Consider the following 21,132-nt stretch of genomic DNA (forward strand, 5'->3'; position numbering starts at 1 on the left):
ATCCCTGCCTGCAGTCGGCCCCTCACGGCCGGCCAAAGCCGTAGCGGGCCAGCAGTGCCTGCGCCTCGGGCGTCAGCACAAACAGCACAAAGCGCCGCGCCTCCACCTGCTGCGAGCTGCCCGTGGTGGACGCAATCGGGTAACGGATCGCCACCGGCAGGGGCACCGTGGCTACCACCTTCACCTTGCCCGGCATGATGGCCGCATCCGTGCGGTACACCAGCCCGGCATCCACCTCGCCACGGGCCACATAGTCCAGTGCCTGCCGCACATTGGCGGCATGGATCACGCGCGGCTGAATCTGCGGCCAGCTCTTCAGGCGCCCCAGCACCATCATGCTGTAACGCCCTACCGGCACACTCGCTGGATTGCCCACCGCCACCCGGTGCACACCCGGCTGCGCCAGATCCTCCACACGGTGCAGCGCCAGGCGGCTGTCGGCCGGCACGATCAGCACCAGTGCGTTGCGGGCAAAATCGCGCCGCGCATCGGCCCGCACCAGTCCGTGCTGCTGCGCCTGGTTCATCGTCTCCTCGTCAGCCGACGCAAACACATCCACCGGTGCGCCCTTGGCCATCTGCTGCAGCAGCGCCCCCGACCCACCGAAGTTGAAGTGCACCCGCGCCCCCGGATACCGCCGCTCGTAGGCCTGCCCCACCTCACGAAAAGCGTTGGTCAGACTCGCCGCAGCCGACACCGTGATCTCGGCCGCCTGCGCCGCCACGCTCCCCCCCAGCAGCCACACCGCCGCCACCGCCATCCCGATCCGCCTGTTCATCAGCCTGGTCATCCGCATCGAAGTGCTCCTGTTGCTCGTCAGATGAGCGAAGTATAGTCATCTATACAGCGCATGGCCGTCTGCGTGTGTTGCCTCCAGACAAGGAAAGTGGTGCATGCAGCAAAGCCATGACGTCCTGATGCAGAGCGTATTCTTGCCAGTCACCGCCCTCCACGAGAAGCAAGGCCCATGACTGCCAGAGAGACCGAGTCTGACAAGAATGGATATCCACCAGCCTGCCTCGGGCTGGATCACATACTGAGTCAGCGGCTCCAGCGAGACTGATCCATGGCGGCAGGCCCCGCAGCTTCATGCACCAACCAGCTCAGCTCCATAGCCCCTTGGCGCTGCCACAAACCCACACAGTGCACGCCGATTTACACATTTGCACCCAGCCAGCTGGATGATTCACACCCTTTCTCGCCTCGCGCCTTGGCATATTGCGCTTGAAGTTCAGGTGCGAGCCTTTCAACCAAGGCACGCAGGTCGTCTTGCCTTCGTCACGGCCCCCGGACTGTGCTGGCAGATCACATCCGCACCATCAGAGGCGGGTTGCCCATGCTCAGAAATGCTTTCGAGGATGGTTCTGTGCTCGATATCAGCCCAGTTCATGCCACCAGCGCCATGCGCCTTCATGGCCTCGGTGGCGTGCCGCCAAAAGGTGAATGCCGCTCCCGCATGCTTTTCGAGAAGAGGCAGTTCGGTCAATCACTGCGCGGCCACCCGTTCGCTTTCGACCTCGCGAGCCAAGGCGACGGCATCCCGCAGGTTCAGTTGCAGCATCGCCTGACCACCAACATAGCCCGCCAAGGCGCTTGTTGCGCGATGTTCAATCTCGTCTGCGCTGGTCAGGCCAAGCCTTACCAATGCAGCAATGTCATCCTTGTCGTTGTCAGCAAAGCGGGCGATTTTGCTCACCGCGAGATCGACGGGAGAGAGGACGTGGACACGAATCTGATCCATGCCGAGGTCTACAGGGATGGAGTCGTCCAGATAGTCCTCGTGCATCAGCGCAAAGGTCGAGTTGTAGTTGGTGTCGAAATAGACGACTTGCTCGGTGCCGTCCTCCAGAGTCACCTCGACCATCAGATCGTTCGGAAGGTAAACACGGCCTCCGAACTCCGCGTCCACATCGGTCGTGACGCGACTGGCTGTGTAAAGATGGACAGCCATTCCCCCAGCCAGGTAAACATTAACCGGGCTGCGCAGCGAAAGCCGTTCCTCAAGTTGCTTGAACAACTCTCGCAGACCTTCCGCCAAAGCCGTGCGAGTATGGAATGCTTGTTTCGTCACCATAGATTCAATGCCCGTGAAGTCGGTGGCTCAGCATGTCACACAGGCGAGGAAGGCTCAGAACCCAGCCCTTCCTGACAACATCAGCCGGTGCAAGTCGTTCGTTCGGGTGCGAGTCGAAGTACCGCTCGCTCGCTCGCATCAAGCACATCGACTCGCTGGGAAATCGCGACTGAACGACCATCGCAGCCAAGCGGAACACATTGGCCTCGCGTTGATCCTGCGCGGACTGCGCAACCTCCCGTGCGACAGCGGAGCACCGGGCAAGCAGCGCTGATTCAGCATCTCTGGCAGTCATGCCACCAACCTCCGTCACAACAGTGAATTTACGATTTTCGATGTCATCACTCTACAGCGAAACAGATAAGTCTTCTTGAGCATGAATGTCCCTCCCCCATCAACCGACATGCACACTGCCCTATCGCCTCAGGGCAGTGCCGGAATCGAGCCATGTGGGCACTCCGGCGGAGCGAACTGTGCATCTGCATCCGTAGCGCAGCCCCAGCTGCCGTTATCTGCCCGTGACCAGGCAACTTTCTTGCCCACCACCAGCGGGCTGACCTGATTGCCCATGACAGCCACTACCTGCGCGGCCCTGCCCGTGCTGCCGAACGCCAGCGTGGGCACACCCAGTCCTGCAGCCGGAGCTCCGCCATTGAACATGTTGCCCCCATTGGCCATCAGATTGGACCCCGTGGCCAGGCCCTTGCACATGCCACTTGCGCCCACCGTAAGCTGCCCATTATTGATGCAGTCTTCTACAGCCACTTTCTGCGACCCGGCTTCATACACTACCCGCGATATTTGAGAACGAATCACATACCGCTGATACTGAGGCAAAGCCAAGGCAGCCAGAATACCTATGATGGCCACCACAATCATCAGCTCAATCAAAGTAAAACCAAGATTGAAATTATTCGATTTTTTAATCAGCATCACCTCTCCCCTCATGAATTCAAATTATTTTACGAATTTCCCTGCAATCAAAAACATACCATGCCTTGCCAGATACCCCACCCCCAAGATAAAACATATTAGAAGGCAATGATGAATATCTGACATCATCCACCACGATATCCAAATCGTTATCTTGACACAAAGCAACAACTGATTTTCTCGTCAATGAAAAAGGATGAAACATTGATGCATGGAGATCGAATTCATTTTCGCCTATACCATTCCCCTTCGGCAAACCAAGCCCCTTAATCATTCTCTCACGTCGATACAAAAGAGACGCATGTTCTCTCGAAAAAACAATCCCCACCCCTTGCACACTTTGCGCATACCCTGCTGCGCCTAATATAAACCAAGGCCCAGAATCAATTTTAGGCCAATAAACAACATCTTCTTTCTTTATCCCAGAAGACAGCCATTCCCCAGAATGAACCCCATAAAATGACTCAAGACGCATCGTTTCCAGAGAACGTTGATCCCATACAAAGAAGGAAAACACGGCAAAAGAAATACTCAGAACCATCAAAACAACATCATGGGAAAAAGAAATACATGCAATCACCACGGGGAAAATCAACACAGCCAACAGCACATATGCAATCTCGAATTTCCCTCCACCAATCATCACCTCACGGTACTGAATAGGAAAAATTTTCAGAAAAACAACGATTGCCAAAACACACCATACACTCATTCTTCCCCATCGCCACAAGGGAAAGCATTCAATGGTTTGCCACCGTGCATTGACCCATCCATGGAATCGATTGCACGAAAAATAAAACCACGCAAGCAAAATAAAAATCCACCCACCCGCATCTGCACTCAAAAAACTAAGGCATATCACAGCCCGCCACAACCATTTTGCACGCGGATTCTCTGGAATCGACCAAACCTCCGTTCCAGCCATCACCCCAAGACACAGTGCGACCCAGTATGCTCTCCACACCTGAACCTTTGCCAGAAATATCACTGGAAAGAAAAATGACACCAGAATAGCAATCAAAAATGTCCAAGCAGAAATGAAAGACACTACGTCATACAGTCTTCCCACTTTATCGGACCGCATACGCCCCGCGAGCGCCAACAGGGAAATCCACCAGAGAGGCGCCCCCCAAGCCACGCTCTCGCTATCCTTTGGAAAAACAATTACTGATGTATTCTTGACCAAGTCATACCACGTAGTATCCATCAATGAAAAATCACCCACCCCAAAAATGGATGCAATTCCAATGGCCAGAACAGTCACACACAAAAAAACCAGCAACGCAATATCGGAAAAGAACACACCCACACATGCCAATATTGCCCAAATCGCCAGCAAGGGATGAATCAACAATCCCAGCAAAAAAAACAGAAAAGAACGAAAGTAATACCCACGAACGAAGAAAGCCATCCCCAATACAGCACTTGCCAATGCAAATGGACGCGCATTTGCAAAGCTTTCCACAAGCAGCAAAACAGCTCCGTCCTGCATTCCATAACATAGCGGCACGCATCCCAATATCAGCGCACAATAAATGGCTTTTTTTGGCGACACAATTCCTTTGGCAAAATATAATACCGCCCCCATCCAAAAAAAACCACCAAGAGCTGCCAGCAGCTTCGCTGCCTGCGCCACCGGCAGGACCTGTAAAACGTATGAATAAAACTCATCAAACAGACTGTATCGATCTTGAGCGCCAAACATGAACCAGACATCCCTGACAAATGCCTCAGGCTCAAGATGCTGCAATCCCATTACCAAATATATTCTTGCATCATGCCATATTCCATAATAAGGATTGGCGATCATCCAGCAGCCGTACAATAGCACAAGCAAAGATATCCAATATAAATACCCTCGCGCATCTTCACCTCTCGACATTGCACAACCTCATTCGCCAAGACATTGGCACAATTCATTTTTGCTCATGCAGCCTAAATTTACACTTTTACTTCATGGTATTCATCGTCTACGTTGATGGCCCATATTTCATCACGAGAAATTCCGCCATTCAAGATATCCTCTGCTGCCATCTTGCCCGTCAGCATGGAATGATCTTGATTATTGTAGCGATGCATGCCATTTCTCCCCACAAGATAAAGATTATCAAATTCATCCACCCATTTTCTAACAGTCCCGAATTCCGCATAAGCGCCAAAATAAGCTGGATAGGCCTTTTCTACGCGTACAACGCGCCAATCAAGGACATCTTCCTTTCGAATCAAATCAATCGACTCCAGCTCCTGGATGGCAAAATTCGAGAACTCATCATCGCTCATTTCCCAGAGATGATCCCCTTCATTGCAGAAATATTCCAAGCCAAGCCAGACTGTATTTGCATCGTCTGCAACCAGATTTGCGCTCCAGTTATTAAATATCTGGAGCCTTCCCAAACGCACCTCCTTCTCTTGGATATAAATCCAATTATCCGGCAACAAGTGGGTAGGCGACCCTGCCTTGGCATATGCGCTTGGTGTCAACTTGCGCACCAACAGCCCCAATGTCATAAAGTCTCTATAAGGCAGATTCCCTGCAACCTTTTGAATTTCTAGCGGTGCGCCTGGGTTCATACCAGCAATCAAATCTTTCACAGGCATGGTGGAAATAACAACATCTGCATCAATCACCTCTCTCTTTCCATCTTTTCGTTCAACTTCCACCCCATGTATTCTCGTTCCATCTCGCAGCAAGGAAACCACCTTGACATCGAATTCAATCTCTCCCCCTGCTTCTTTTATTTTTGCAGCGACCGTTTCCCACATTTGCCCCGGGCCCAGAGGCGGATACAAAAATTTCTCAATCAGACTGGTATGTTTTTCTTTTGTTTTTTTATTTCCACCCAGGCAAGCTTGAACAGCATGCTTTAGGGCTTCCGATGCCGACAGTCCTTTAATTCTCTGCGCGCCCCACTCCGGACTAATATCACTGCATGGAACACCCCACACTTTTTCTGTGTAGTCCTTAAAAAACATTTCATACAGCCGCACACCAAAACGATTGATGACAAAATCCTCCAGGCTTTTTTCTGCACGAGGATTCATTTTGGCTTTTAAATAACTCACCATAATAAAAATCAAACGTACCACGCCAAGATTTTTAATGGTCGTCCAGTTCAGCTTCACCGGATAATCAAAAAATTTACGCAAAAAATAAATTCTTGACAGGCGCGGCCTGACCAACATACAGGCATCGAAGGTAGTATTCGATGCAGGAGAAACTGCTCTGCTTTTTCCATGATAGGTGATGTTCACAGAAGCAGCCCCTTCTACTGCTGCAACCGGAAGCATCTTTGCCCACCAATTCATGACCCAGTCCGATTTAGAAAAGAATCGATGTCCACCCAGATCCATCCTGTTCCCATGATGTTCTATGGTTTTTGATATTCCGCCAACCTGATCAGATGCTTCTAAGACAAGGGGTTTTATTCCAGAGCGCGTCACCAACTCATATGCAGCAGTCAACCCTGCGGGACCGGCACCGATCACAACCACTTTTTTCAATTCATTAGCAGCATCATGCGACATTCGATTCAACCTTTGCGTTCAAAAAAACGAAATTTTTCCGTATTAAATAATTCACAACAAAAACCACAACCGCAACTACCGCCCTGGATATTTTCTCATTCAATCCTTCCTGTTCCACGATCCAATACATTAACAAAAATGTCAGAATCACCCCCCATACGCCAGACAATACGAACCAAAAGAACTCCACCCCCCCCATCTTGTGGCTTCTTTTAAAAACCCATCCCGAGCAGAAAAAATAGTTCAACGATACACCGACAAGGAACCCAAAGAAAGAAGCCAGCATATACCCCAAACCAAGAACATCCACGCACAGCAGGAAGGTACTGTAATCTCCTATAAATGCACCTCCCCCCACAAGGGCATATCTCGTCACTTCTGCCTTCCACGACATACGCGTCAAAAAATTCATATCATCCGTCCGGACACAAGCGTATCAAATGATACATATTACCCATACCTCAATCAAAAAAAGGCGCCTTTTTCAATATAGCCTGTCTTACGACGGAGTGCCAACCGGGCAGTCTGCCAACGCATATTTGACATCCGCATCCGTCATACAGCAAGAGGTGGACCACAGCTCCATGCAGGCAATCAATCCCACGCAACCCCACACCTGTTGCGCCTGACTGCTTGGCCCGCGCAAATCCCCATTGTGCCTGCCACACCGGCCTGCCCCAGGAGCGCCCCCCGCCAGCCTTGCACATGCCCGCACTGCCCCGAACGTCACGCCCACACCAAGTAATAGGCGCTGCATGTCATAGACCCCCACATCGCCCACCCAGAAACTCGATACATTGGGGCCCAGCACCAGACACAGGACAAAGATCCCTACCACATAAGACATGACGGCTCCATAAAAAAAAGGAAGGCCAAGCCTTCCTTTTTGCATTCAAGCAAGAAGCTGAATATCAGGACCCAGAACTAGAAGTAGAAGTAGAAGCAGCAGTGCCAGAACATCCAGCAGGCTTGTATTTGGCATCTGCCGTAGTAGAGCAAGACCAGCTGCCATCAGGAGTCCGCGTCCACGTAATGGTCGCTGCCGGACTAGTAGAGGTCAGCGCAGAAGATGCATTACCCGCAAACGTTGCACTGATCTTCCCATCGGGAGTCAGAGCTGCAGCACTGTTAGTGGGATCAGCCAAAGGAGTGCCTGCCTTGGATGTCAATGGTGTCGTAAAACTAATAATATTAGAGCTAGTTGCACCCATATTACAAGCGCTTTTATCCGTCTGCCCATTATTCAGGCAATCTTCATAGGCTGTCTTGAGTGCACCAGTTTCTTCCATGGCACGAGCCACTTGCGACTTGGCCACATAGGTCTGGTACTGAGGAATGGCAATGGCGGCCAGGATACCGATGATGGCCACCACGATCATCAGTTCGATCAGGGTGAAACCTTGCTGGGCTTTACGCAGGGAGGCTTTCATGAGATGTACTCCAAAAAACTTTTACCAAAGAATTAAAACTCGGAACTCGCGCTCTGTAGTTTTGCTGACTACGACTGACATGATGCAACTGTCGTGCCAGACTGCATGATGGAGGGCCACGGCGTGCGCTGTGCCCACTTTTTCACGCTTTGCGGAGGTCGACGTTCTCGCTGGGTTCACCCAGGCTGCACAAGTTGTGACAAATTCTGTCGTACGTCACAAAAAACGTCCTGCACCAGACGTTTTTTGTCAGCGCAGAGGTGACAACTTCTGTCGGTGGACATGGTTTGCTGCGCCGTACTTGCCGCATGCCGTGCGTCCAGCCCCCACGGGCATGGCCTGTCTGCACCAAGGTGTACAGGTTCACGCACACTTTGGTACACGGGGCTGCGCACGCCTTGGTATGCCCTGGCGGTCTCCCCTGCCCCCACTCTGATGCGCGGACCCCGTCAGATGACGGCAGACACCCGCATGGCATGGAGCCGCTCGGCATGCAGTCGATAGAGCAGATGGTCTGGGGCTTCCCGGAGGAGACGGGTGAGGAGAGTCTGGCAGGAATTCCAGTGCTGGGCACGCCAGGCGCTCTGGTACTGCTGCCACAGGTCGCGCTGTGTGCGATACGCCGAGGCGGCCGAGGTCGGAGCCCAGGGGGCATGGAGCTCCACCATGCGGTTGCGGCCGGTGACATGGGTGTCGTCGACCCACTGCCACAGAAAGTCGGTGGCCGCCGCTGCGGTGTCGGGCCCGACGATGAGGGGCTGCTCCCACTGCTTGGAGCAGGGTTCGAGACGGGCAGCCAGGTTGACGGCATCTCCGAGCACGGTGTAATTGCGGCGCAGGTCCGAGCCCATGTCCCCCACGCGCATGATTCCGGTATTGATGCCGATGCTCAGACGCAGCAGCGGGCGGCCCTGGCGGGCGCGCTGGGTGTTGTATTCGCCCATGAGCGCCTGCAGCTCCAGGGCGGTGTGGACGGCATGGTTGGCGTGGTCGGGGTCGGGCAGCGGCGCTCCCCAGAACACCATGACACAGTCGCCGATGTATTTGTCGATGGTGCCCCGGTGTCGCGCAATGACGCCGGCCATGCGGTTGAAGAGGCCATTGAGGAAGCGCTGCACCTCTTCGGGTGCCATTTCCTCGGCCATGGCCGTGAAGTTCTGGATGTCGCAGAACATGACGGTCATCTCCCGCGACTGCGCCTGCAGCGACCAGGACTGGGGCTGGCGATCCATTTCCTTCACCAGCTCGGGCGGGACATAGTGTCCGAAGAGAGTCACAAGCCGGGCGCGCGCCCGGCGCTCGTGCAGGTAGGCCATCAGGGTGTGGAGCACATACATGGATACGACCAGCACCAGACTGGCTGCCAGGGGCAGCACCAGGCCTGCACGGAAGAGTGCCACCTGCGCCCCCACCACCACAGCCGCGCAGGCCAGGGTCACGAACCATGCCCTGAGGGCGCCAGCATGCGCCAGCCCCCACCACAACCCGCCGGACAGCAGCAGCAGCCACAGCGCGGACCACGCATTGGCATAGTCAGGGGCCACAAGAAAACGACCATCGAGCATGGCGGCCAGCGCCGAGGCATGGACCTCCATGCCGGGATAGGCTCTGTCGAAGGGGGTGGCCCGCAGGTCGCGCAGCCCGGGCACGCTGGTCCCCACGATGACCATGCGCCCCGCCAGCGATCCGGGCGGCAGGCGCCCAGCCAATATGTCGGCCGCACCTATGTACCGGAAGTGTCCGGCTCCTGCGCCTCCCTCTCCCCGGAACGGGACGAGCATGGCCCCCCGGTCATCCGACGGAATCCACAGGCGATCCGCCCCCTGCGACAGGCGCACGCCGGCCAGATGGGCAGAGCCCCCAGAGGCCCCGTCGGCAGGGTTCAGGGCGACCTGCACCTGGGCGGCGGGCAAGGCACGCTGCAGCATGGCCAGGGCCAGCGAGGGATAGAAGCGGGACACGCCCTGCGCATCGACATGGCGCATCACCAGCGGAATGTGCCGCAGGGTGCCATCGGGGTCGATCCAGGCGTTGAGGGCGCCAAACGGCATGTCCCGCAGCCCGGACACACTGCCGGTATAGCCGCGCATGGCAGGCACATGGGACCAGTCCGCCCCCAGCACCTGGTGGGCAGAGGCGGGCACGGGCAGAGCCCGCGCAGCGGGCGGCGGCACCATGGTGGAGGCGCCTTCCTTCTCGAAGTAGGCGCCCATCACCACGGGCTGGTGCTGCAGGGCACGCACCAGGGCTGCGTCGTGGTCCATCTCGGCCTGCAGCTGGCGGGAGAGCGTCTGAAGCGCGGGGTTGTGCCCCGCCTGCTGTGCAATCACCCGTGCCACACCCGGCAGCACCGTGTCGCCCTCGGGCTCGGCAAACACGATGTCGAGCCCCAGCACGCTGGCCTTCTGGCGCTGCAACAGCTCGGTGACCAACTGCGCCATGACGGCGCGACTCCAGGGCCAGCGCCCCCACTGGCGCAGACTGGCTTCGTCGATGTCGACGATCACGATGCGGGAATCGGCTCCCTTGCGTGCGCACAGGGTGGTGAGTTCAAGGTCGTACCAGGCGCGATCCAGCGACGTGATGGCTCCATACGGCCACCATCCGGCAGCATGAGGCCACAGCAGCACCAGGGGCAGAAGCAGGACCCACCGCCAGCCTGCCCGCTGCAGCAGAGAGCCGCACGCACGCAGGTGCGCTCGCGCCCACAGGGAAAATCTCACGAGCAAGGCGCGCATAGCCACAAGGCCCTGTGCATGCGTGCACCGGAAAGCGCAAAAGACTTGCCGAGGCTCTCCCTGAGCATGACCGCACACACGAATGCCCAAACATCTGCCGGTGCGGGTATCTCAAGACCATGCAGGCAGCAGCCCCGGCGCTGCCCGCCGAAATCTTCCCCCCGGAGAGGCATCAGAGGTGCTGTGCAAAGCGCATCTGAACCCCGGCAAGGTCGATGAGGTCGCCGTCGAGCAGAATGTGCTCCCGCGTGGCAACGGTGTTTCCGTTGCAGGTCATGGGGCGTGTACCTTCGATGTAGCGCAGCACAAAGCTTTCGGCCCGCCGCGAGATGCTGGCCACTGCCACGCCGGGCTTGCCTACCGTGGTCACCGGCTTGGTGAGCACCAGCGAACGCCCCGTGGCAGGCCCTGAAATGACCTGGACCGTGCTGTTGAGCACGCCTGTGGGACGAGGTGGACGCAGGGCGTCCTCAGGGGAAGACAGGAACTCGATGCGGTATCTGGCCACACCGACAATGTCGCCATTCTGGAGTTTCTGGCGCTTGATCTTGAGGCCGTTCACCGAGGTGCCGTTGGTGCTGTCCACGTCCTCGACGTAGAACTGCCCACCCACATACTGGAACACGCAGTGGTCTCCACTGACGGCCAGATTGTCGATCACGATGTGGTTGTAGGGACGGCGCCCCAGGGAGATGTGATCCTTGTCGAGAGGAACCTCTCGGATGACGACACCATCGAGCGTGATGACCAGCTTAGCCATGTGCAGACCTCTTGGGCTGTGACGGAAAGAGCGGAACGACCCCTGCGCACCATGCGCAGGCCACTTGACACGGTCAGGCCATGCAATGCATGGATCCGCATACCGCAATAGCCTTAATTTATTAATTGTACATAGAAGTCATCCCATATACCTACTTCTGGGCTTCTTCCATGTGAGAAACCTCGGTCAGCAGGCATGGAATGTTCGATGGATTATGAATGGTTTCCCACAAGGATGGAGCAGCCGCCCGCGGCTCCCCTCAAAAAAAACCGCCAGCCGTGAAAAGCTGGCGGCTGGATGGCGGAGCCCGCTTCCGGGCGGAGGAAAGACTCTCCCTCTGCCCCGGACGCTCCGCCCACCTGGACCCGCGCTGCGATCAGAGCAGGCTCTTGAGCAGCTTGCCCATTTCGGACGGATTGCGCGTGACCTTGAAACCGCACTCTTCCATGATGGCGAGCTTGGCTTCGGCCGTATCGGCACCGCCGGAGATCAGCGCACCGGCATGGCCCATGCGCTTTCCGGGAGGCGCGGTCACGCCTGCGATGAAGCCAACGACGGGCTTCTGCATGTGGTCCTTGCACCAGCGGGCAGCTTCGGCCTCGTCCGGACCACCGATTTCGCCGATCATGATGACGGCATCGGTGTCGGGGTCATCGTTGAACATCTGCATGACATCGATGTGTTTGAGACCGTTGATGGGGTCGCCACCGATGCCGACGGCACTGGACTGTCCCAGACCGATTTCGGTCAGCTGGGCCACGGCTTCGTAGGTCAGCGTGCCGGAGCGGCTCACCACCCCGATGCGTCCCTTGCGGTGGATGTGGCCGGGCATGATGCCGATCTTGATCTCGTCGGGCGTGATGGTGCCGGGGCAGTTGGGGCCCAGCAGCAGGGTCTTCTTGCCGCCTGCGGCTTCCTTGGCTTTCATCTTGTTGCGAACCATCAGCATGTCGCGGATCGGAATGCCTTCGGTGATGCAGATGACGAGGTCGAGGTCGGCCTCGACGGCTTCCCAGATGGCGTCCGCAGCGCCTGCGGGCGGCACATAGATCACGCTGGTGGTGGCGCCGGTCTGCTTGGCAGCTTCGGTCACGTTGGCGTAGATGGGAATGCCTTCGAAGTCTTCGCCGGCACGCTTGGGATTGACACCTGCCACGAAGCAGTTCTTGCCATTGGCGTAGTCACGGCACATGCGGGTATGGAACTGGCCGGTCTTGCCGGTGATACCCTGCGTGATGACCTTGGTGTCCTTGTTGATCAGAATACTCATGGAATGCTCCGATGGTTTTTCGGGGTTTATTGTGCGATGAATGCCACGCGGCGATTGCGCTGCCGGCCTTCGGGAGTGGAGTTGTCGGCAACGGGACTGGCGTCCCCATGGCCCTTGGCCGTCAGCGCGGCGGCATCGACGCCGTGCCCGACCAGATAGGCCCGAACGGCTTCTGCGCGTGCCTGCGACAGGCGAAGGTTGGTGGCGGAGTTGCCGACATGGTCGGTGTAACCCGCGATTTCTCCCTTGACCCGCGCCGACTTGAGCGCTTCGGCCAGTGCGTCGAGCTCCGCATGGCTGGCAGGGCGAATGAACGCCTTGCCGGTGTCGAATTCGACATGGATGCGGAAGGTTGTGGCTCCCTGCCGCAGTGCCTCTGCCGCCTGCATGGCCTCGATCCTGACGCTGCTGGTGTCGACGGTCACGCCCTCACCGAACCACAGGTGCAGCCGGCTGGCGATGTCGTCGACCAGGGCCTCGCCCAGCGTGCCGGACAGGGCCATGCGGTGTCCCTGGGCACGCAGGCCTGCGCCCGCATGCGACTGGAGCCAGCCGAAGAGCTCGTCCATGCGCTCACCCAGCATCGTGGCCGGCAGGGAGCCGTCCACCTGGAGATGGTCGATGACATGGTCTGCGCCGAACCGGGCACGCGCTGCGGTCAGCAGGGCGTTGCGCGCGGCTTCGCTGGACACGCGCCCGTCGAGGGTGAGCGTGCCGCCTGCCACGGTGGCCGACCACTGGCCGAATTCCACGGCCGCATCGGACGATGCGGAAGCGGATGCGGCGGGTGTTTCGCCCCCTGAGGCAGGCTGCATGGGCGGCAGTGGCATGTCGACAGGCTGGGCCTGCTGACTGCACAGACGCAGCAGCGCGAGCGAAGTGGCTGCGATGGCCGCGAACCAGAGCGCACGGCCATACCACGTGCCTTCGGGTGCCGGAAGACCGGTCCCTGCTGCAGCGTGTCCATGGGCGTGTCCGTCATGTCCGGGCAGGTCATGCCCCTCGGGGGCGACCGGCGACTGGACGGCGACAGGAACGGAGGCGGTTTTCACCGGGCGGCGTCCTTGACGGCAGTGACGACCTTCTCGGCGGCTTCGGCCATGGTGTTGGCACTGATGATGGGCAGACCGGAATCAGCCAGGATCTTCTTGCCGGCGTCTTCGTTGGTGCCCTTCATGCGCACCACCAGCGGCACGGACAGGCCGACTGCCTTGGAGGCAGCCACCACGCCCTCGGCGATGGTGTCGCAGCGCATGATGCCCCCGAAGATGTTGACCAGAATGGCCTTCACGTTCGGATTCTTGAGCATGATCTTGAACGCTTCGGTGACCTTCTCGGTGGTGGCACCGCCGCCCACGTCGAGGAAGTTGGCAGGTTCGCCGCCGAAGAGCTTGATGGTGTCCATGGTGGCCATGGCCAGACCGGCGCCGTTGACCAGGCAGCCGATGTTGCCGTCGAGGCTGATGTAGGACAGATCGAACTTGGAGGCTTCGACTTCGGCCGGGTCTTCTTCATCCAGATCGCGCAGGGCGACGATCTCGGGGTGGCGGAAGAGCGCGTTGCTGTCGAAGTTGAACTTGGCGTCGAGCGCCATGATGTTGCCCTTGCCGTCGCGGTTGAGCGGGTTGATCTCGACCAGGGAGGCGTCGGTGTCCATGTAGCACTGGTAGAGCTTCTTGAACACGTCCATGGCCTGCGCGGTGGAGTCGGCGGGGATGCCGATGCCGTCTGCGAGCTGCTTGGCCTGCTCATCGGTGAGGCCGGCGAGGGGGTCGATGAAGATCTTGACGATCTTCTCGGGCGTGTTGTGCGCCACTTCCTCGATGTCCATGCCGCCTTCGCTGGAGGCCATCATGGCGACCTTCTGGGTGCCACGATCGGTGACGACGGAGACGTAGTATTCCTTCTGGATGTCGGCGCCCTCTTCGATATAGAGACGGCGAACCTTCTGGCCTGCGGGCCCGGTCTGGTGCGTGACCAGCTGCATGCCGAGCATGTCGCCGGCGAGCTTCTGCACGTCCTCGATGGACTTGGCCACCTTCACACCACCGCCCTTGCCACGGCCGCCGGCATGAATCTGTGCCTTGACCACCCACACGGGGCCTCCCAGCTTCTGGGCGGCTTCCACGGCTTCCTGCACAGTGAATGCAGGAATTCCCCGTGGGACCGGCACGCCGAACTGACGCAAGATTTCCTTGCCCTGATACTCATGAATCTTCATGCGGTTCTCTCTACGAATGGAAAAGGATCCCCCGAGACGGGGCCGGAAGGCTGCCCCGAAAAGGGTCTGGAAAATCCGGGCGTAAATGTATCATGTGCGACTTACGCTCGAATATAGGAGCATCCCTGAAAACCCGGAGCCTGCACACCCCTGTTCTATCGCATGATGAAATATCGGCGTTTTTTCGCATGATTGAATGCAAATTCTCGATGCAAAAAATGAACCGGTGCGCCAAGGGGGCAGCACGCGCGTGTGTTCCGCCCCACACAAGCCCCTGATTGCAGCAAGGCCGCAAGCTGCATGCAAGTGGCGTGAGGCAGGCCTCCAGGAGTTGCTCCCCGTGCCTTCACCGGGAAAAGGCCAGATGCACCTTGATGGCATCCTCGATGGCCAGCATGTCTGCCCTGGAAAGGGTGTCGAGCCGCGTCTTGAGGCGTGACTTGTCAGCCGCCATGATCTGGTCGGCCATGGCCTTGCTGAGCTGCCCTCCCACATGAACCACCGCCTCGCCAGGATACTGGCGCCCGGTGCTGCTGGTGACAGGAACGACAACGACTCTTGCCAGATGTCTGTTGGCTGCATCATTGCTGATGATGACGGCCGGACGTGTCTTGCGAATTTCGCTTCCGATGGCCGGATCGAATTCGACCCACCACACTTCACCGCGCTGCATCGGCCATGTCTCCGGCGAGGCCATTGCACCACTCCGTGGCCTCGGCTTCACGCAGGGTGTCGCCTGCCATGGCGCGATAACCCTGGTCGAGTGCAGTGTCTACCACGTGAGGGCGAATCAAATCCTCGATGAACTGGCTCATTTTGCGACGCCCTACCGTGCGATAGAGGCCGTCATAGACCGTCTCGTCCAGGGTGATGGTCATTTTTCTGTGCATATCACTTCCTCAATACACGTTATACGTATAACGTGCATGTTGCATTCTTTTGGCAGGTACGTCAAGAATGGGTGCCGACACGGCATGCAGGCCACAAATCACAGCTCCACACCCACCGGCCTTGACCTTGACACCGATAATGGCACCTTGACCAGAAAGCCGAACTGCCACAGTTCTGGGCGGGCCTTCCGATACTGGAGGTGCTCCGTGGCGCAGTCGGCAGCGACACAGACCGCAGAGGAGCAGATCATGGATCGATTCAGAATTTTCATCGACGGAGAGGCGGGCACCACCGGGCTCCAGATCCGCGAACGGCTCGCCCATGTGCCGGAAGTGGAACTGGTCAGCATCGACCCCGCCCTGCGCAAGGACGCCCAGGCCAAGCAGGCGCTCATGGCCTCGGTGGACGTGGTGATCCTGTGCCTGCATGACGATGCCGCGCGCGAATCGGTGGCACTGATCGACGCCCTGCCGGCTCCGCGGCCCCGCATCATCGACGCCTCCACGGCCCACCGGGTGGAGGCGGGCTGGGTGTACGGTTTCCCCGAGCTGTGTGCAGGCCAGGCCGAGGCCATCCGCAAGGCCGCCCGCGTGGCCAACCCCGGCTGCTATGCCACGGGGGCCATCGCGCTGCTGCGTCCGCTGATCGATGCAGGCGTGCTGCCGCCCGACTACCCCGTGACCCTGCCTGCCGTGAGCGGCTATTCGGGGGGCGGACGGCAGATGATCGAGACCTACGAGGCCGGCCAGGGGGCCCCCTACGAGCTGTATGCACTGGGGCTGTCGCACAAGCATCTGCCCGAAATCATGGCCTACGGCAAACTGGCCCGTCGCCCGGTGTTCGTGCCGAGCGTGGGCAATTTCGATCAGGGCATGCTGGTGCAGCTGCCGCTGCATCTGACTCTGCTGCCGGGAGCGCCGACGCTGGAGCACCTGCATGCCATCTATCGCCGGCACTACGAGGGCAGCACCTGCGTGACGGCCCCCGACCCGACGCCGGACGGCAAGCTCGACGCCGTGGCTCTCCGTGGCACCAACCGCCTGGAGATCCGGGTGTACGGCAACGAGGGCGCCCAGCAGGCCGTGGCCGTGGCGCGGCTCGACAACCTGGGCAAGGGCGCGAGCGGTGCTGCCGTGCAGAACCTGCGGCTGATGCTGGGGCTGCCGGAAGGACAGGCGTGAGGCACTCGTCGCCCACGGCTCCCCGGGCCTGATCCTGGGGGCCGAGGCGGCCACTTTCGCAGAATGCCCTGGCTGACTGCATGACACCGGGCTGACGGGCATGCCGTTTTTTTCTACAATCCCCCCTTTTGCCTGCGCCGCACCCCTGCCTCATGGACGATCCCTCCCTACGCGAAGAACCCAATGTCTGGCACAACGTGCGCCAGGAACTGGCGCAGGGACGGCAGTGGGTGGATCGGGCCATCATTTTCGGGTATGCCACGCTGGCCGGTCTGAGCGTGGTGGCCTTCACCTGGCTGACCGATCGGACCTTTGGCCTGTTCTCCCGGCTCTATGCGGCCTGGCCTCTGGCCCTGCTGGTGTGGACGCCCCTGTGTACCGTGGCCGTGGCCTGGTGCACGCGACGGTGGTTTCCCCGAGCCGGGGGCTCGGGCATTCCACAGGTGATGGTGGCGCTGGAGCCTGACCTGACGCCATCGCAGCGCACGAGCTTTGTGTCGCTGCGGCTGTCGGTGGCCAAGATCCTGCTGTCTGCCGCCGGACTCCTGGGGGGGCTGTCGATCGGGCGCGAAGGCCCTTCGGTCCAGGTGGCCGCCGGGGTGATGCTGCATGCCCGCCGCTGGCTGCGCAAGGATTCGGAACTGGGCGTGCATGCCCTGCTGGTGGCAGGTGGTGCGGCCGGACTCGCGGCCACGTTCAATGCGCCACTGGCCGGGGTGGTGTTCGCACTGGAGGAGCTGGGCCGCAAGCTGCCACCCAGAAACAGCAGCCTCATCATCGTGGTGATCGTGCTTGCCGGTCTGGTGGGCATCACGTTCTTTGGCAACCAGCATTTCCTGGGCACGATCGTCGTGCCTCCCATCAGCCTGTCGATGCTGGGCCCCGGTATCGGGGTGACGCTGGCCAGCGGTCTGCTGGGCGGACTGTTCGCGCGGGTGATGACGGCCTCGCTCAATGGCGCGCCCTCCCCCCTCAATGCGCTGCGACGGCGGTATCCGCTGCCCTTCGCCGCGTTTCTGGGGCTGCTGATCGCAGGCATCGGGCTGGCCACACAGGGCGCTACGTTTGGCGGCGGTGCCGAATCGGTACGGAACATGCTGACGCAGACCGAACGCCCGTCGTTCCTGTTCGTGCCCCTCAAGTTCCTGGCCACCTGGCTGACGGCCTGGTCCGGCGTGCCGGGCGGCATCTTCGCCCCGAGTCTGGCCGTGGGCGCGGGGGTGGGCTACGACGTGGCCTACTACAGCCAGAACATGACCATTCTGGCACCCCTGATTGCGCTGGGCATGGCGGCCTTTCTGGCCGCAGTGACCCAGGCGCCGCTGACGGCATTCATCATCGTGATGGAAATGGTGGATGGAGGCGCCATGGTGCTGAGCCTGATGGCTGCGGCCATGGTGGCGGCCATGCTGTCTCGCCTCATCAGCCGACCACTCTATCCGGCTCTGGCCGGAGCCATGTACCTCTCGCTGCAGCCGGCCTATGTGGTGCGCGACAGCCGCGAGGACAACTCCCATGCGCTCCACAGCGCCCCGGAAGCTCCTTCGGACATCGCCCCCAAGGCAGCCCCAGGCAGCAGCGCGGCGCCCTCTTCCTCCCCCGCCGAGGCCAGCGCCGATCCATCCGTGCCGCTCCCGAACACAGCCGCCGCGCAGCCTCCGGCATCGACCGCCCCGCCAGAGGGCTCCACGTCAGAAGATGCGGACACGGCAGGCGCCGCAGGCGATTCTGCGCCAAAGTGAGGAGACAGCCTCTTTCTCCTTCCTTGCAGCGTGTCCTGCACCTCCTTGAATCCTCCGGAACTGGCCTCAACTGGAAGCGTATTTTGCTGCCGGCCCTCCACCTCTTTCTCTCCCCCCTGCCATGGTTCCCCACCTCGTGACTGCCCTGACCGGGCCGATCAACGAACTTGAGCAACGCATCATCGACTCCATGCCCGCCACCGAACGGTGGTTCCGCCTGGAATGGATGGAGCACACGCCTCCGTTCTACACCTCCGTCGACATCCGCAATGCGGGCTTCAAGCTCGCCCCGGTGGACACCAACCTCTTTCCCGCCGGCTGGAACAACCTTTCCGAGCCCATGCTGCCGCTGGCGGTGCAGGCGGCCATGGCCGCCATCGAGAAAGTCTGCCCCGAGGCGCGCAACCTGCTCATCATTCCCGAGAACACGCTCCGCACCGACCTGTCCTACCTGCACAACGTGGCCCAGCTCGAACGCATCTTCCGCATGGCCGGACTGAACGTGCGCATCGGCTCGATCGACCCCGATCTGCGCGAACCCACGCGCTTTACACTGCACAATGGACATACCCTGCTGGTCGAGCCCGTGCTGCGCACGGAGCGGCGGCTGGTGCTGCGGGACTTCGATCCCTGCACCATCCTGCTCAACAACGACCTGAGCTCCGGCATGCCCGGCATTCTGGAAGACCTGCACGAGCAGAACCTGCTGCCGCCTCTGCATGCCGGCTGGAATGTGCGCCACAAGGGCACGCACTTTGCCTGCTACGACGATGTCGCCAAGCGCTTCGGCAAGATGCTGGGCATCGACCCGTGGCTCATCAACCCCCTCTTTGCTCCGTGCGGAGAAGTCGATCTCACCGACCCGCACGGGCTCGACGGCGTGCGCCACCAGGTCGACACGGTGCTGACCCGCATCCGGCGCAAGTACAAGGAGTACGGCATCCACGAAAAGCCCTTCGTGCTCGTCAAGCCCGACAACGGCACCTACGGCATGGGCATCGTCACCGTGCATGATGCCGCCGAACTCGACGATCTGAGCTGCCAGTCCCGCAAGGACCTCAACCACCTCAAGGGCGGGCAGCCCGTGAGCAAGGTGATCGTGCAGGAAGGGGTACTCACCCAGGAACGCATCCACGACGCCGCAGCCGAGCCGGTCGTGTACCTCATGGACCGCTACGTGGTGGGAGGGTTCTACCGCATGCACCAGGAACGCGGCGTGGACGAGAACCTCAACACGGCCGGCGCCAAGTATGTGCCACTGGCGTTCGACCGCAGCACCCACCTGCCCGAACTGGGCAAGAAGCCGGGCATGAGCGCGCCCAACCGCTTCTACATGTATGGGGTCATCGGGCGGCTGGCCATGCTGGCGGCCAGCTACGAGCTGGAAGCCACCGACCCTCTGGCCCTGGACTCCTGATGTCCTGACGTCCGCCGCTCCCATCCCCGCCCCGGCTCACACGGGAAGGGCTGGAGGGGCCACGGACAGGCTTTTGCGGGGTGCGCTTCAGCGCAGGGCGCTGGCGCGTGCCGCTTCCCGGTGTCCCAGGCGGCGGGCATTGGCCACTGCACGGCTGTGCACGGGCTTGAGCCCCTTGCGCATCACATCGAGCCAGGCCTGCTGGTACTGGCTGCCCACGGCGGTCAGCCCCATGCCTTCCCAGGGCTGCGCCCACTTGAGGGGATTGGCACAGTAGCCCCACCATCCCGACCAGAAATGCTGCTGCGCCTGCAGCATCTGCATGCCCATGGCGTGCCACGATTCGGTGAAGGCTGCCAGCTTTTCGGCCCCCATCAGGGTGAATTCGCGCCGGTCTTCCTCGGAGGGGTCAGCCCCAGCCGTGGCCATGCGTGCCACGCGCAGAGCCACGACCTGAGGCGCCGCAAAGGACAGCTCGGTGGTCTGCTTGGCGAGCTGCAGTGCCTTGCGCGTATTGGGAATGGTGTAATGGTTCATGATGTGTGGGTTGTAGTGGCGGAAGACTCCCTGATGCGGGGCCCGTCCTGCAAGACAGGCCTGCCGCTCTGCCCCTGGGCCTTCCTGCCCCGGGGAGATGCCAGCGTGTGGTGGCCGGCATATTCTGAATGGTTCGTGAACATCCCTGCTGCCCCGTCAGGCAATCGCCTGCCGTGATCATGCCGGAAGACAAGGCCCAGCGGCCTGAATTACCGCCCAAAAAGTCACCAATCATGAGATAAATTACCGATTAATAACCCATTGATGCTGTAATACAGTCCATTCATACGGAACGGTCGACCGGCAATTCCGGATGCGTACGACATCACCGCCATTCATGATACATACCGCATGACACTTTGGTGGAAACGCCTGTGCGACTTCTGTGTACAGCCTGCCACAACCGTTCGTCT

General features: G+C 59.6%; 19 protein-coding genes. 3 read left to right on the forward strand and 16 right to left on the reverse strand.

Features of this window, described 5'->3' with window-relative positions; translation table 11 throughout:
- Positions 1-22 precede the first annotated feature (22 nt).
- The 15 genes from modA to ACE3P9_RS02800 form a co-directional block, all read right to left on the reverse strand.
- Positions 23-778 carry a molybdate ABC transporter substrate-binding protein gene (gene modA, locus ACE3P9_RS02730; protein ID WP_374491705.1) on the reverse strand — a complete coding sequence of 252 codons (756 nt, stop codon included), beginning with the start codon at positions 776-778 and terminating at the stop codon, positions 23-25.
- A 468-nt stretch (positions 779-1,246) separates the two neighbouring features.
- On the reverse strand, positions 1,247-1,486 hold the full coding sequence (locus ACE3P9_RS02735) for a hypothetical protein (protein WP_374491706.1): 240 nt from the start codon (positions 1,484-1,486) through the stop codon (positions 1,247-1,249).
- Positions 1,487-2,074, reverse strand: a complete 588-nt coding sequence (locus tag ACE3P9_RS02740; protein WP_374491707.1) for a DUF6036 family nucleotidyltransferase — start codon at positions 2,072-2,074, stop codon at positions 1,487-1,489. It abuts the gene before it with no gap.
- A 423-nt stretch (positions 2,075-2,497) separates the two neighbouring features.
- Positions 2,498-3,007: a pilin gene (locus ACE3P9_RS02745; RefSeq protein WP_374491709.1), complete on the reverse strand. Its 510-nt coding sequence runs from the start codon at positions 3,005-3,007 to the stop codon at positions 2,498-2,500.
- A 19-nt stretch (positions 3,008-3,026) separates the two neighbouring features.
- Positions 3,027-4,817 (reverse strand): hypothetical protein, encoded by a 1,791-nt coding sequence (locus tag ACE3P9_RS02750; protein ID WP_374491710.1) that lies wholly within the window; start codon positions 4,815-4,817, stop codon positions 3,027-3,029.
- A gap of 131 nt (positions 4,818-4,948) precedes the next feature.
- Complete coding sequence (locus tag ACE3P9_RS02755; RefSeq protein ID WP_374491712.1) at positions 4,949-6,532, reverse strand: NAD(P)/FAD-dependent oxidoreductase; 1,584 nt, start codon at positions 6,530-6,532, stop codon at positions 4,949-4,951.
- The gene (locus ACE3P9_RS02760) at positions 6,522-6,944 is read right to left on the reverse strand and encodes a GtrA family protein (RefSeq protein WP_374491713.1); all 423 of its coding nucleotides are present in this window, start codon (positions 6,942-6,944) and stop codon (positions 6,522-6,524) included. The genes ACE3P9_RS02755 and ACE3P9_RS02760 overlap by 11 nt, the downstream gene beginning before the upstream one ends.
- 499 nt (positions 6,945-7,443) lie before the next feature.
- Positions 7,444-7,962, reverse strand: coding sequence for a pilin (locus tag ACE3P9_RS02765; protein ID WP_374491714.1), 519 nt, complete (start codon positions 7,960-7,962; stop codon positions 7,444-7,446).
- Positions 7,963-8,411: 449 nt separating this feature from the next.
- Positions 8,412-10,685, reverse strand: coding sequence for a CHASE2 domain-containing protein (locus ACE3P9_RS02770; protein ID WP_374491715.1), 2,274 nt, complete (start codon positions 10,683-10,685; stop codon positions 8,412-8,414).
- A 187-nt stretch (positions 10,686-10,872) separates the two neighbouring features.
- On the reverse strand, positions 10,873-11,460 hold the full coding sequence (locus tag ACE3P9_RS02775) for an FHA domain-containing protein (RefSeq protein ID WP_374491716.1): 588 nt from the start codon (positions 11,458-11,460) through the stop codon (positions 10,873-10,875).
- A 376-nt stretch (positions 11,461-11,836) separates the two neighbouring features.
- Positions 11,837-12,730 (reverse strand): succinate--CoA ligase subunit alpha, encoded by an 894-nt coding sequence (gene sucD, locus ACE3P9_RS02780; protein WP_374491717.1) that lies wholly within the window; start codon positions 12,728-12,730, stop codon positions 11,837-11,839.
- A gap of 26 nt (positions 12,731-12,756) precedes the next feature.
- Complete coding sequence (locus ACE3P9_RS02785; RefSeq protein ID WP_374491718.1) at positions 12,757-13,782, reverse strand: OmpA family protein; 1,026 nt, start codon at positions 13,780-13,782, stop codon at positions 12,757-12,759.
- The gene (gene sucC, locus ACE3P9_RS02790; protein ID WP_374491938.1) at positions 13,779-14,969 is read right to left on the reverse strand and encodes an ADP-forming succinate--CoA ligase subunit beta; all 1,191 of its coding nucleotides are present in this window, start codon (positions 14,967-14,969) and stop codon (positions 13,779-13,781) included. The genes ACE3P9_RS02785 and sucC overlap by 4 nt, the downstream gene beginning before the upstream one ends.
- Positions 14,970-15,297: 328 nt before the next feature.
- Positions 15,298-15,624, reverse strand: a complete 327-nt coding sequence (locus tag ACE3P9_RS02795; protein ID WP_374491719.1) for a type II toxin-antitoxin system PemK/MazF family toxin — start codon at positions 15,622-15,624, stop codon at positions 15,298-15,300.
- Entirely contained in the window at positions 15,611-15,829 is a 219-nt protein-coding gene (locus ACE3P9_RS02800) for an addiction module antitoxin (protein ID WP_374491721.1), read from the reverse strand. The genes ACE3P9_RS02795 and ACE3P9_RS02800 overlap by 14 nt, the downstream gene beginning before the upstream one ends.
- Positions 15,830-16,090: 261 nt before the next feature.
- On the opposite strand from ACE3P9_RS02800, the gene argC reads away from it, so the two are divergent.
- From argC to gshA, 3 genes are all read left to right on the forward strand, one after another.
- Complete coding sequence (gene argC / locus ACE3P9_RS02805; RefSeq protein WP_374491722.1) at positions 16,091-17,023, forward strand: N-acetyl-gamma-glutamyl-phosphate reductase; 933 nt, start codon at positions 16,091-16,093, stop codon at positions 17,021-17,023.
- 152 nt (positions 17,024-17,175) lie between these two features.
- Positions 17,176-18,765 carry a chloride channel protein gene (locus ACE3P9_RS02810; RefSeq protein ID WP_374491724.1) on the forward strand — a complete coding sequence of 530 codons (1,590 nt, stop codon included), beginning with the start codon at positions 17,176-17,178 and terminating at the stop codon, positions 18,763-18,765.
- Positions 18,766-18,886: 121 nt separating this feature from the next.
- Positions 18,887-20,182 carry a glutamate--cysteine ligase gene (gene gshA, locus ACE3P9_RS02815; RefSeq protein ID WP_374491725.1) on the forward strand — a complete coding sequence of 432 codons (1,296 nt, stop codon included), beginning with the start codon at positions 18,887-18,889 and terminating at the stop codon, positions 20,180-20,182.
- 87 nt (positions 20,183-20,269) lie between these two features.
- On the opposite strand, the gene ACE3P9_RS02820 is transcribed toward gshA, so the two are convergent.
- Positions 20,270-20,719 (reverse strand): polyhydroxyalkanoate granule-associated phasin, encoded by a 450-nt coding sequence (locus tag ACE3P9_RS02820; protein WP_374491726.1) that lies wholly within the window; start codon positions 20,717-20,719, stop codon positions 20,270-20,272.
- Between the last annotated feature and the right edge of the window lie 413 nt (positions 20,720-21,132).

Source organism: Allobrachymonas sp., from assembly GCF_041912815.1.
GTDB lineage: Bacteria > Pseudomonadota > Gammaproteobacteria > Burkholderiales > Burkholderiaceae_C > Brachymonas.